The 12,693-nt window shown below is 70.9% G+C and carries 11 protein-coding genes; 7 read left to right on the forward strand and 4 right to left on the reverse strand.

What is annotated here, in order from left to right:
* The first annotated feature begins 161 nt into the window (after window positions 1-161).
* Together ACZ7LS_RS28600 and ACZ7LS_RS28605 are read left to right on the forward strand one after the other, a co-directional pair.
* Entirely contained in the window at window positions 162-1,973 is a 1,812-nt protein-coding gene (locus ACZ7LS_RS28600; protein ID WP_385133935.1) for an ABC transporter transmembrane domain-containing protein, read from the forward strand.
* Window positions 1,970-3,751, forward strand: coding sequence for an ABC transporter ATP-binding protein (locus ACZ7LS_RS28605; protein ID WP_382526050.1), 1,782 nt, complete (start codon window positions 1,970-1,972; stop codon window positions 3,749-3,751). The genes ACZ7LS_RS28600 and ACZ7LS_RS28605 overlap by 4 nt, the downstream gene beginning before the upstream one ends.
* 72 nt (window positions 3,752-3,823) lie before the next feature.
* Here the strand turns inward: ACZ7LS_RS28605 and ACZ7LS_RS28610 are convergent, their stop codons facing one another.
* Window positions 3,824-4,615, reverse strand: coding sequence for a metal-dependent hydrolase (locus ACZ7LS_RS28610; protein ID WP_382672232.1), 792 nt, complete (start codon window positions 4,613-4,615; stop codon window positions 3,824-3,826).
* A gap of 75 nt (window positions 4,616-4,690) precedes the next feature.
* Between ACZ7LS_RS28610 and ACZ7LS_RS28615 the strand changes: the two genes are divergently transcribed.
* Both ACZ7LS_RS28615 and ACZ7LS_RS28620 read left to right on the forward strand, forming a co-directional pair.
* Window positions 4,691-7,264 carry a DEAD/DEAH box helicase gene (locus tag ACZ7LS_RS28615; RefSeq protein ID WP_382526054.1) on the forward strand — a complete coding sequence of 858 codons (2,574 nt, stop codon included), beginning with the start codon at window positions 4,691-4,693 and terminating at the stop codon, window positions 7,262-7,264.
* A gap of 79 nt (window positions 7,265-7,343) precedes the next feature.
* The gene (locus tag ACZ7LS_RS28620) at window positions 7,344-8,222 is read left to right on the forward strand and encodes an acyl-CoA thioesterase (protein ID WP_382526056.1); all 879 of its coding nucleotides are present in this window, start codon (window positions 7,344-7,346) and stop codon (window positions 8,220-8,222) included.
* 33 nt (window positions 8,223-8,255) lie between these two features.
* Here ACZ7LS_RS28620 and ACZ7LS_RS28625 read toward each other — a convergent pair whose 3' ends face one another.
* Window positions 8,256-8,447: a DUF6011 domain-containing protein gene (locus ACZ7LS_RS28625; RefSeq protein ID WP_382526213.1), complete on the reverse strand. Its 192-nt coding sequence runs from the start codon at window positions 8,445-8,447 to the stop codon at window positions 8,256-8,258.
* A 129-nt stretch (window positions 8,448-8,576) separates the two neighbouring features.
* Between ACZ7LS_RS28625 and ACZ7LS_RS28630 the strand changes: the two genes are divergently transcribed.
* Window positions 8,577-9,065 (forward strand): glutathione peroxidase, encoded by a 489-nt coding sequence (locus ACZ7LS_RS28630; protein WP_382526058.1) that lies wholly within the window; start codon window positions 8,577-8,579, stop codon window positions 9,063-9,065.
* A gap of 236 nt (window positions 9,066-9,301) precedes the next feature.
* Entirely contained in the window at window positions 9,302-9,910 is a 609-nt protein-coding gene (locus ACZ7LS_RS28635; protein WP_385133940.1) for a DUF4352 domain-containing protein, read from the forward strand.
* Between the two features lie 85 nt (window positions 9,911-9,995).
* Here ACZ7LS_RS28635 and ACZ7LS_RS28640 read toward each other — a convergent pair whose 3' ends face one another.
* Window positions 9,996-11,225 (reverse strand): acyl-CoA dehydrogenase family protein, encoded by a 1,230-nt coding sequence (locus tag ACZ7LS_RS28640; RefSeq protein WP_385133942.1) that lies wholly within the window; start codon window positions 11,223-11,225, stop codon window positions 9,996-9,998.
* Between the two features lie 176 nt (window positions 11,226-11,401).
* Between ACZ7LS_RS28640 and ACZ7LS_RS28645 the strand changes: the two genes are divergently transcribed.
* Complete coding sequence (locus tag ACZ7LS_RS28645; protein WP_356517042.1) at window positions 11,402-12,046, forward strand: TetR/AcrR family transcriptional regulator; 645 nt, start codon at window positions 11,402-11,404, stop codon at window positions 12,044-12,046.
* A 40-nt stretch (window positions 12,047-12,086) separates the two neighbouring features.
* Here ACZ7LS_RS28645 and def read toward each other — a convergent pair whose 3' ends face one another.
* Window positions 12,087-12,644 carry a peptide deformylase gene (def, locus tag ACZ7LS_RS28650; protein ID WP_382526064.1) on the reverse strand — a complete coding sequence of 186 codons (558 nt, stop codon included), beginning with the start codon at window positions 12,642-12,644 and terminating at the stop codon, window positions 12,087-12,089.
* Between the last annotated feature and the right edge of the window lie 49 nt (window positions 12,645-12,693).

Raw genomic sequence — 12,693 nt, forward strand, 5'->3', positions numbered from 1 at the left:
CCCCCCCCCCCCCCCCGCTGCCCCGTCACGCCCCCTCAGCCCCTCCTCGTACCCCTCCCGCTGGCTCGATCTGGCTCTTTCCGTGGAAAACCCATTGCCCCGGGCACGCCAATAAGGCGAACCTTGCACGGTTTGGGCCACTCCACGAGTCATGGGACATCATGCAGATTCGCGACCTTCCGTATCCCGATCCAGGGGTGCCCGATGCCACGTCGGGCCCCCGGTTCCTGCTGTGGCTCGGACGTAGTCAGCTGGGCGGACAGATCAAGGCCGTGTGCTGGGGCCTGCTGCACTTCGCGGGCATCGGCGGGCTGTCGGTGGGCGCCGGGCTCGCCGTCCAGGCGGTGATCGACCGCTCCGGCGGCCGGCTCGCGTTCGCCGGCGGCTTCATCGCGCTGTGCGGCGCCGCCATCTCGGTCGGCGACACCATGCTGCACCGCACGGCCGTCACCAACTGGATCACCGCCGCCGCCCGCGTCCAGCAGCTGCTGGCCCGCAAGACCGCCCAGCTCGGCGCCGCGCTGACCCGCCGGGTTGCCGCCGGTGAGGTGGTCGCCGTCTCTACCGGCGACGTCGAGAAGATCGGCTGGTTCGTGGAGGCGCTCTCGCGCTTCCTGGCCGCCGTCATCGCGATCGTGCTGATCTGTGTCGGGCTGGTGCTGTATCTGCCGGAGCTGGGGACGCTGGTCGCGGTCGGTGTGCCGGTCCTCGCCCTCGCCGTGCTGCCGCTGCTCCCCCGCGCCGCCCAACGGGCCGACGTCCAGCGCGAGAAGGCGGGCAAGGCCACCGAACTGGCCTCGGACACCGTCGCGGGGCTGCGCGTGCTGCGCGGCATCGGCGGCGAGGAGCTGTTCCTCGGCCGCTACCGCGCCGCCTCGCAGGAGGTACGCAAGGCCGCCGTGCGCAGCGCCCGCATGTGGTCGCTGATCTCGGCGATCCAGGTACTGCTGCCGGGCCTCATGCTGATCTCGGTCATCTGGTCCGGAGCACGGCTCGTGCTGGACGGCAGGATCGACGTCGGCGGTCTGGTGACCGTCTACAGCGCGGTGACGCTGCTGCTCTTCCCGCTGCGGCACTTCGAGGAGATCGCCATGGCGTACTCCTTCTCCCGGCCCTCCGCCAAGCGCGCGGCCCGGGTGCTCTCCCTGGAACGGACCGCGTTCGAGGACGAGCGCGGCGGGCTGGACGACGCCCGGCCGACAGGGGATCTCTACGACCCCGCCACCGGACTGCGCGCCCCGTCCGGGCTGCTGACCGCCGTGGTGTGCGGAGACCCGGACGCGGCGGGGCGGCTCGCCGAGCGCCTCGGGGGCCATGCCGCCGCCGAGGAGAAGAGCGCGTCCGTGCTGCTCGGCGGGGTGGCGCTGGACGATCTCCCGCTGGACGCGGCGCGGGCCGTCGTCCTCGTACAGGACAAGGACCCGGTGCTGTTGTCGGGGACGCTCAGGGAGCTGCTGGACGTGCCGTCCTCCGGCGCGGTCGATCCGGAGAAGGCGCTGGCCGCGGCCCAGTGCGGCGATGTCCTCGACGCGCTCGCCCAGGCGTCGGTGGACGGCAGCGGCGACCCGATGCGGTCCCGGATCACCGAGCGCGGCCGGTCGCTCTCCGGTGGCCAGCGCCAGCGGCTGGCGCTGGCCCGTTCGCTGGTGACCGACCCGGAGGTGCTGGTGCTCGACGAGCCGACCTCCGCCGTGGACTCGCACACGGAGGCCCGGATCGCCCAGAGCGTGAAGGAGCTGCGGGCCGGCCGTACGACCGTGGTGTTCGCGTCCTCGCCGCTGCTGCTCGACCACGCGGACCGCGTGGTGTTCATCCATGAGGGCCAGGTCTCCGCGGTGGGTCTCCACCGCGAGCTGGTACGGAACGATCCCGGCTACCGGGCGGTCGTCACCCGCGAGACCGAGGACGAACAGAGACATGTCATGGCGCCGGCGGCAGCGCGGGCACGGGAAGAGATCGAGGAAACAGCATGATCGGCGTGGCCCCTCCGGCGTACGACCCGGCGGCGCCGGAGTCGGCGACGACCCTGCCCGTCGGGACGCCCGCGACCGTACGCGCCTATGTGGGCGAGCTGCTGCGCAGGCACCGGAAACCGTTCATCCTGCTGATCTCGGTCAACACGGTCTCCGTGATCGCCTCGATGGTCGGCCCGTATCTGCTCGGCGACATCGTCGAGAAGCTCTCCGACGGCGCGCGCGAGCTGCATCTTGAGCGCACCGCCGCGCTGTTCGCGATCGCGCTGGTCGTCCAGACCGTCTTCGTACGGATGATGCGGCTGCGCGCGGCGATGCTCGGCGAGGAGATGCTCGCGGATCTGCGGGAGGACTTCCTCGTCAGGTCCGTCGGGCTGCCGCCCGGTGTGCTGGAGCGGGCCGGGACCGGCGATCTGCTGTCCCGGATCACCACCGACATCGACCGGCTGGCCAACGCGATGCGCGAGGCCGTGCCGCAGCTGGCGATCGGCCTCGTCTGGGCGGGGCTGCTGATCGGCGCGCTGACGGTGACCGCGCCGCCACTGGCGCTCGCGGTACTGCTCGCGGTGCCGCTGCTGGTCGTCGGCTGCCGCTGGTACTTCAAGCGCGCGCCCTCCGCCTACCGCTCGGAGGCCGCCGGGTACGCGGCCGTCGCGGCCATGCTCGCCGAGACCGTCGACGCGGGCCGGACCGTGGAGTCGCACCGCCTCGGCCGGCGCCGGGTGGAGCTGTCGGAGCGGCGGATCAAGGAGTGGACGGCCTGGGAGCGGTACACGCTCTGGCTGCGCTCCGTGCTGTTCCCCGTCATCAACGTCACCCATACGACGATCTTCCTGGCGGTGCTGGTGATCGGCGGGGTCTTCGTCCTCCAGGGCTGGATCACCGTCGGGGAGCTGACGACGGGCGCGCTCCTCGCCCAGATGCTGGTGGAACCCGTCGGCATCATCCTGCGCTGGTACGACGAACTCCAGGTCGCGCAGGTCTCCATCGCCCGGCTGGTGGGGGTACGGGACATCGAGCCGGACGCGGGCGACGCGTCGGTGATCCCCGACGGGCGGGACGTCAGCGCCGACCGGGTGCACTTCGGCTACCGCGAGGGCGTCGACGTACTGCACCGGGTGACGCTGGAGGTCAGTCCGGGCACCCGGCTCGCGCTGGTCGGTCCTTCCGGCGCCGGGAAGTCGACGCTGGGCCGGCTGCTCGCGGGCATCTACGGTCCGCGCACGGGCCGGATCACACTGGGCGGCGCCGAGCTGTCCAGGATGCCCGCCGAGCGGGTACGGGAGCAGGTCGCCCTGGTCAACCAGGAACACCATGTGTTCGTGGGCGCGCTGCGCGACAATCTGCTGCTGGCGCGCACGGGCGCGGAGGACGCCGAGCTGTGGGCCGCGCTGGCGGCGGTCGACGCGGACGGCTGGGCGCGGGCGCTGGACAAGGGCCTGGACACCGAGGTCGGTTCCGGCGGTACGGCGCTCACCCCGGCCCAGGCCCAGCAGATCGCGCTGGCCCGGCTGGTGCTCGCGGACCCGCACACGCTGGTGCTCGACGAGGCGACCTCGCTGCTGGACCCGCGCGCGGCCCGGCATCTGGAGCGTTCGCTGGCCCGCGTCCTGGACGGCCGTACGGTCGTGGCGATCGCCCACCGGCTACACACCGCGCATGACGCGGATGTGATCGTGGTGGTCGAGGAGGGCCGGATCAGCGAGCTGGGCAGCCATGACGAACTGGTGGCCGCGGACGGCGCGTACGCCGCGCTGTGGCGCTCCTGGCACGGCTGACACGAGCGCGGGGGCGGTCCCGTACAGGCCCGAGAGCCTGCACGGAACCGCCCCCGCCGATGCCCCGCCGGGTCAGATCAGGTTGAGGGCGGACGCTCCGCCGACCCCGCCCAGCAGCATAAACACCGGCATCAGCACCTTCAGCTCCACCCAGCTTCCGGCCCGGAACCGCATGGCCTTCGGCGGGCCTATCGGGTACCAGCGCTTGCGGCCCAGCGGGATGGGCCAGAGGATCGGGCAGCCCGACACCGTCAGCGCGTCCCCGAGGTCGTGCACCAGCGCGCCGAGGACGATCGGCAGGCCGAGCCAGAGGTACTCCTGCCCCGGCGCGGTGAAGAGCCAGTCCGCGCCGTTGCCGGGCTGGTCCAGGACGCCCGCCAGGATCCAGGCGCTGGTCGCCCCGAGCAGCCAGACCAGGACATCGCTGGAGACCCGGGCGGCCCGCCACAGCAGGCCCTCCACCGCGAGCACCAGATGGACGAAGAGGATCGCGAGCACTCCCCAGCGTCCTGCGGAGATCGCGATCAGCGAGGCACCGCCGCCGATCAGGACCGCCCACAGCCAGGTATGGGTCAGCGTGCGGTGGCCGCCGGTCCTGCGGGCGTCTCCGGGCTTCCTGGTCGCCTTGTAGACGGCGAACGACAGCTTGTCGACGATCTCGCAGAGCGCCTTGGAAATGGGCCCGAACGCCCGGGATATGGTCGCGGCCTTGTGGTCGAGGTCGGGGGCGAGCGCGGCGCCTGCGGTGATCAGCGCGCCGACCACCAGGACGGGCCACGGCATGGTGTGGCCGGCGGCGGCCGCGGCGGCACCCACCCCCAGCCAGGCCGCTGCCCCTGACAGAGAGTGTGCCGGTCCCATCATGGTCGTACCCGTCCCAGTGCGGTTGTGGTGAAGGCCAGTGTGGCGAAGCCCAGTTGACGGACCAGCGTATCGTCCGTGATCTTCGACCTGCCGTCCGGTTCCCTGATCGGGTCGGAAGGCAGGCAAGATGGGGGCGTGACCCTTATCGATCAGCTGCCGCCGGATGCCGACCCCGATGCCCTCTTCGAGGCTTTCTCCTCCTGGGCCGAGGGCCAGGGCATCACGCTCTATCCGGCTCAGGAGGAGGCGCTGATCGAGGTGGTCTCCGGGGCCAACGTGATCCTGTCCACCCCCACCGGATCGGGAAAGAGCCTGGTCGCGGCGGGTGCGCACTTCACGGCGCTGGCGCAGGACAAGGTCACCTTCTACACCGCGCCGATCAAGGCGCTGGTCTCGGAGAAGTTCTTCGACCTGTGCAAGCTCTTCGGCACGGAGAACGTCGGCATGCTGACCGGCGACGCCTCCGTCAACGCCGACGCCCCGGTGATCTGCTGTACGGCCGAGGTGCTGGCCTCCATCGCGCTGCGCGACGGCAAGCACGCCGATATCGGGCAGGTGGTGATGGACGAGTTCCACTTCTACGCCGAGCCGGACCGCGGCTGGGCCTGGCAGATCCCCATCCTGGAGCTGCCGCAGGCGCAGTTCATCCTGATGTCGGCGACGCTCGGTGACGTCTCCCGCTTCGAGGAGGACCTGACCCGCCGTACGGGCCGGCCGACCTCCGTCGTACGGTCGGCGACCCGGCCGGTCCCGCTGTCGTACGAGTACCGCCTCACCCCGATCACCGAGACACTGACCGAGCTGCTGGAGACCAGGCAGGCGCCGGTCTACATCGTGCACTTCACGCAGGCCGCCGCCGTCGAGCGGGCGCAGTCGCTGATGAGCATCAACATGTGCACGCGCGAGGAGAAGGACCGGATCGCCGATCTCATCGGCAACTTCCGCTTCACCACCAAGTTCGGCCGCAATCTCTCCCGTTATGTGCGCCACGGCATCGGGGTGCACCACGCGGGCATGCTGCCCAAGTACCGGCGGCTGGTGGAGAAGCTCGCCCAGGCCGGTCTGCTGAAGGTCATCTGCGGTACGGACACGCTCGGGGTCGGTGTCAACGTCCCCATCCGTACGGTGCTGTTCACCGCGCTCACCAAGTACGACGGCAACCGCGTCCGCACCCTGCGCGCCCGGGAGTTCCACCAGATCGCGGGCCGGGCGGGGCGCGCCGGGTTCGATACGGCGGGGTTCGTCGTCGCGCAGGCGCCGGAGCATGTCGTGGAGAACGAGAAGGCGCTCGCGAAGGCCGGCGACGACCCCAAGAAGCGCCGCAAGGTGGTGCGGAAGAAGGCCCCCGAGGGCTTTGTGGCCTGGTCGGACACCACGTTCGAGAAGCTCATCGGCTCCGATCCCGAGCCGCTGACCTCCCGCTTCCGGGTCACTCACACCATGCTGCTGTCGGTCATCGCGCGGCCGGGCAACGCCTTCGAGGCGATGCGCCATCTGCTGGAGGACAACCACGAGCCGCGCAAGCAGCAGCTGCGGCACATCCGCCGGGCCATCGCCATCTACCGCTCGCTGCTGGACGGCGGGGTGGTGGAGCGGCTGGCGACCCCCGACGCCGAGGGCCGTATCGTCCGGCTCACCGTCGATCTCCAGCAGGACTTCGCGCTCAACCAGCCGCTGTCCACCTTCGCGCTGGCCTCGTTCGAGCTGCTGGACCCCGAATCGCCGTCGTACGCCCTGGACATGGTCTCCGTCGTCGAGTCCACGCTCGACGATCCGCGGCAGATCCTCGCGGCCCAGCAGAACAAGGCGCGCGGCGAGGCGATCGGCGCGATGAAGGCGGACGGGGTCGAGTACGAGGAGCGGATGGAGCGGCTCCAGGAGGTCACGTACCCCAAGCCGCTCGAAGAGCTGCTCGTGCACGCGTACAACACGTACCGCACGAGCCATCCGTGGGTCGGTGACCACCCGGTCTCGCCGAAGTCCGTGATCCGCGACATGTACGAACGGGCGCTGTCCTTCACGGAGTTCACGTCCCACTACGAGCTGGCCCGCACCGAGGGCATCGTGCTGCGCTATCTCGCGGGCGCGTACAAGGCGCTGGAACACACCATTCCGGACGATCTCAAGTCGGAGGATCTGGAGGATCTCACGGCCTGGCTCGGCGAGATGGTCCGGCAGGTCGACTCCAGTCTCCTCGACGAGTGGGAGCAGCTGGCCAACCCCGAGGTGGAGACGGCCGAGCAGGCGCAGGAGAAGGCCGACCAGGTCAGGCCCGTCACGGCCAACGCCCGCGCCTTCCGGGTCCTCGTGCGCAACGCGATGTTCCGCCGGGTCGAGCTGGCCGCCCTGGACCATGTCCGCGAACTGGGCGAGCTGGACGCCGAGTCGGGCTGGGACGAGGACGCGTGGGGCGAGGCCATGGACGCGTACTGGGACGAGTACGAGGACCTGGGCACCGGTCCCGATGCCCGGGGGCCGAAGCTGCTCTCCATCGAGGAGGACCCGGCGCACGGCCTGTGGCGGGTCCGGCAGACCTTCGCCGACCCGAACGGCGATCATGACTGGGGCATCAGCGCGGAGGTCGATCTCGCGGCCTCCGACGAGGAGGGGCTCGCGGTGGTGCGTGTCACGTCCGTGGGTCAGCTCTGAGAGCCGTGGATCGGCTCCGAGGCCCCGGGCCGGCTCCGGGGTCCGCACCACCGCACCGAGAACGGGAGTACACAGCGCCATGACAAACCCCGCCGAGAGACTGGTCGATCTGCTCGACCTGGAGCGGATCGAGGTCGACATCTTCCGCGGGCGAAGCCCCGAGGAGTCCCTGCAACGGGTCTTCGGCGGGCAGGTCGCGGGCCAGGCACTGGTCGCGGCCGGCCGGACCACGGACGGGGACCGCCCCGTCCACTCGCTGCACGCGTACTTCCTGCGGCCGGGCCGCCCGGGTGTCCCGATCGTCTACCAGGTCGAACGGATCAGGGACGGCCGGTCGTTCACCACGCGCCGCGTCACGGCCGTGCAGCAGGGCCGCACGATCTTCAATCTGACGGCCTCCTTCCACCACCCCGAGGAGGGCGGCTTCGAGCACCAGCTGCCGCCCCGGCTGGACTTCCCCGACCCCGAGTCGCTGCCGACGGTCTCGGAGGAGGTACGGGAACATCTGGGCCGACTCCCCGAGCCGCTGGAGCGGATGGCACGGCGCCAGCCGTTCGACATCAGATACGTGGAGCGGCTGCGCTGGACGCGCGAGGAGATCGAGGGCGCGGACGCGCGCAGCGCCGTCTGGATGCGCGCGGTGGGCACGCTGGGCGACGACCCGCTGGTGCACACCTGCGCGCTGACGTACGCGAGTGACATGACGCTGCTGGACGCGGTGCGCATCCCGGTGGAGCCGCTGTGGGGCCCGCGGGGCTTCGACATGGCGTCGCTGGACCACGCGATGTGGTTCCACCGCCCGTTCCGCGCCGACGAGTGGTTCCTCTACGACCAGGAGTCACCGATCGCGACGGGCGGCCGGGGGCTGGCCAGGGGCCGTATCTACGACCGCGAGGGGCGGCTGCTGGTGTCGGTGGTGCAGGAGGGGCTGTTCCGCCGCCACGACGCCCGGCGATAGCGGCGACAGCGGGGACGGGGAGCGCCGCCCGTCTCAGATCCCCGGAAGCGGGTCCTGTTCGGCCTCGCGCCGCCGGGTCCTGATGTCCGGCGCGGGCGGATGGAGTTTGGCGTCGCAGGCGGGGCCGAGGCCGGTACGGCGCGATGCCGTACCGGTGAGCGGCCTGCCGCACATCCCGCACCTGACCAGCCGGCGCGCGGGGTCGTCCGGTTCCGTGCCGGGCAGCCGGTCGTCGTGGAGCTCCGGGGGGCGCTGTGATTCCTGCACGGTCCCAGCTGTACCAGCCCTGCCCGCCCGAGTGGTCATCCGCGGGTCCACAATGAGCTGAGAACACCGGATACCGAGGAGATCCAGATGACTCTGTACGACATTCCGCTGCGCACTCTGACCGGTGAGCCCACCTCCCTGGCCGCGTACGAGGGCAAGGCCGTGCTGCTGGTGAACGTCGCCTCCAAGTGCGGTCTCACTCCGCAGTACGCCGGTCTGGAGCGGCTCCAGCAGCAGTACGGCGACCGCGGTTTCACGGTCCTCGGCGTGCCCTGCAACCAGTTCGCGGGCCAGGAGCCCGGCACCGCGGAGGAGATCGGTACGTTCTGCTCGGCGACGTACGGGGTCACGTTCCCGCTGCTGGAGAAGACGGACGTGAACGGGGAGACCCGCCACGCGCTGTACACGGAGCTGACGAGGACGGCCGACTCCGAGGGCGAGGCCGGCGATGTGCAGTGGAACTTCGAGAAGTTCCTGATCTCCCCCAAGGGCGAGGTCGTCGGCCGTATCCGGCCGCGTACGGAGCCGGATGCCCCGGAGGTCGTCGCGGCGATCGAGGCGCAGCTGCCGGCCTGAGCCGCCGTCGGGCAGGCGAGCGGGTCACGGGCCCCTCCGGACTCCGGAGGGGCCCGTTCAGTGCCGGGGCTCTGCCGAGCGGACCGCGCGTGCGCTCGGCGCCGCGCATGATCCGGCGGCCACCACGCCACCTCCACTCCTTGGTCACAACTCGACTACTGGTTCCGTACATCCGCCACCTGTCGCACGAGTCCCCCGTTACGGTCATCGCTCCACGAACCGCCCAGGGGGGACACATGTCGTATCAGCAGCCGCAGTACCCCGGTTGGGGCCAGCCGCAGCCGCCCGCGCCCAAGAAGCCGAGCACGGGAAAGATCGTCGGTTTCAGCTGCCTCGGCGTCATCGGAGTCCTCGTCGTCCTCGTCGTCCTCGCCTCGCTCTTCGGCGGAACCGACGAGGGCTCGGCATCCGGCAGCGGCCCCGCCGTCACACGGGACGCCGCCCCGTCCGGCGAGGCCGAGGACGCGAAGGCCGAAGAGGCCGGGGAAAAGCCGGTCGAGGCAGAGCCGGCCAAGGACGCGCCGGTGACCGTCACGGCGAAGAAGGTCGCCTTCAAGAAGAGCGTCCTGGCCGACGGAGGCGACTACACCAGCGTCCGGATCACCATCGCCAACGGAGGTGACAAGGACATCGAGGTGAACCCTCTGTACTTCACGATCACGGACACCAGCGGCGGCAAGCACACCGCCGAACTCGGCACGGACGAGGATCAGATCGACACGGTCCAGCTCGCCCCCGGCGAGAACATCACCGGTACCGTCACGGGCAAGGGAACCTTCACGCCCAAGTACGTCACCTACACCGACGGCCTGTTCGGTGAAGGCGTACGAGGCGACGTCTCCTGACCGCGCGGCCGAACCGTCCTCCCGCCGAGGCGTCAGGGCGGTTCGCCGCGGCCGGTCCCCGCCCGTCCCGCTGTGCGGGGACCGGCTACCGGATCGGCGTCCCCGACAGCGTCCGCGCGATCACCAGGCGCTGGATCTCGCTCGTCCCCTCGAAGATCGTGTAGATCGCGGCGTCGCGGTGCATCCGCTCCACCGGGTACTCACGGGTGAAGCCGTTGCCGCCGAGGATCTGCACGGCCCGCGCCGTGACCTTCTTCGCCGTCTCGCTCGCGTACAGCTTGGACATGGAGCCCTCGGCCGAGGTGAACGGCTTGCCCGTGGCCGCCATCCAGGAAGCCCGCCAGACCAGCAGCCGGGAGGCGTCGATCCGGGTGCGCATATCGGCCAGCTGGAAGGCTATGCCCTGGTTGTCGATGATCGGGCGGCCGAACTGGCTGCGGGTCTTCGCGTAGTCGAGGGCGACCTCGTACGCCGCGCGCGCGGTGCCCACCGCCATCGCGCCGACGGCCGGGCGCGAGGCCTCGAAGGTGGCCATGGCGGCGTTCTTCACCCGCTCGCCGCCGGGCGCCCCGGCCCGCTCCCTGGCCCGCGCCAGCCGTTCGTCGAGCTTCTCCTTGCCGCCGAGCAGACAGTGGCCGGGGATCCTGACGTCCTCCAGGACCACTTCGGCGGTGTGGGAGGCGCGGATGCCGTGCTTCTTGAACTTCTGGCCCTGGGAGAGACCGGGGGTGCCGGGCGGGACGATGAAGGAGGCGTGGCCCTTGGAGCCCAGTTCGCCGTCGACGACGGCGACCACCACATGGACGTGGGCGATCCCGCCGTTGGTCGCCCAGGTCTTGGTGCCGTTGAGCACCCACTCGTCCTTCGCCCCGTCGTACACGGCGCGGGTGCGCATCGCGGCCACGTCGGAGCCCGCGTCGGGTTCCGAGGAGCAGAAGGCGGCGACCTTCACGTCGTCGGCGTCGCCGTACATCTGCGGAATCCAGGTGCCAATCTGCTCCTCGGTACCGTTCGCGAGGACGCCGACGGCCGCGAGGCCCGTGCCGACGATGGACAGGGCGATGCCCGCGTCACCCCAGAACAGTTCCTCCATGGCCATCGGGATGCCGAGGCCCGTGGGGTCGAAGAACTGCTGGGCGTAGAAGTCCAGGGAGTAGATGCCGGCCTTGGCGGCCTCCTGGATGACCGGCCACGGCGTCTCCTCACGCTCGTCCCACTCCGCGGCGGCCGGGCGGATGACGTCCGCGGCGAAGCCGTGGAGCCAGTCGCGTATCTGCTTCTGGTCGTCGTTGAGATCGAGCGTGAACTCGGCCATGTTCCCTCCAGCACTGCGCGACCTGCTGAGCCGTCGCCATTGTTACCTGCGGTAACCCTAGCCTGTTACCCACAAGTAGGAAATGTCAACGGGCCACGGCCTGATCAGCGTCGATGGTGGAGAGGGTGTTACGTTGCCGGGGCGTCAGGCAATCGCAGGGGCGGGGAGACAGACCTATGGAGACCACACAGCAGGCCGAGCAGCAGCGGTCGGCGCGGGCGCGGCGGCGCCAGCTTCTGGAGGCGGCCGACCGCGTGGTGCTCAGGGACGGACCCCAAGCGTCCATGAACGCCATCGCCGCCGAGGCGGGCATCACCAAACCCATCCTCTACCGCCACTTCGGCGACAAGGGCGGCCTCTACCGCGCGCTCGCCAAGCGCCACACCGACGCGCTGCTCGACGCCCTGCGGACCGCGCTCGACGCCCCCGCCGAGCGGCGCCGGCGCGTCGAGGCCACGCTCGACACATATCTCGCCGCGATCGAGGCACGGCCCCAGGTGTACCGGTTCCTGATGCATCCGGCCGAGGACGCGCAGCTGCCCGAGGCGGGCTTCGACGTCGGCCGTCACTCCGCGCCGCTGCTGCGCCGCCTGGGCGAGGAACTCGCCAAGGTCATAGAGGAGCGGGTCGACCTCGGCCCCGACAGCGAGCAGCTCTCCCGGGTCTGGGGCCATGGCATCGTCGGCATGATGCACGGCGCGGGCGACTGGTGGCTGGGCGAACGGCCCTGCTCGCGGGAGCAGTTGGTACGCAGCCTGGCGGATCTGCTGTGGGGGCGGCTGGCCGATGTCGGCGACCGCGCGGGCGGACCGGGCTTCTGAGGAGTCGCGCGGCGCCCGCGAGGCCCTCGGGCGCCGCGCGCTACGGACTGGTGTACGGGCCGGTGGCCCAGGACGCCTTGCGCGCGGCCCGCAGCGTCCTGGCGCGCCGCCGGCCGGAGAGCCGGTCGGGATAGACGAGGCCCTCCAGATGGTCGCTCTCGTGCTGGAGACAGCGCGCGAAGAACCCCGAGCCCTCGACCCGCGCCGGCGCGCCGTCCCCCGTGACGCCCTCGGCCACGGCGTGGTCGTACCGCTCCGTACCCGCCTCCAGGCCGGGCAGCGAGAGACAGCCCTCGGGGCCGCGCAGCACGATCCCGTCCGCCTCGGTGAGCCGCGGGTTGACGAGGTGTCCGAGATGACGGACGTCCTCGTCGTCCGGGCAGTCGTAGACGAACACCCTGAGCGGCACGCCGATCTGGTTCGCGGCGAGCCCGACCCCCCGGGCGGCGTACATCGTCGCGAAGAGATCCTCGATCAGTTCCGCGAGCGCGGGACCGAAGTCGGTGACGGGCTCGCAGGGGGTGTGCAGCACGGGATCACCGAGCATTCGCATGGCTCGTACTCGCCCGGTACTGCCGGGGATCGGACGGTTTCGCATGACGGTCAGGGTACGGTCCGTGGTAACCCCCGCCTTCTGCCCGGTGCCG

It is taken from the genome of Streptomyces sp. NPDC039430, assembly GCF_055639435.1.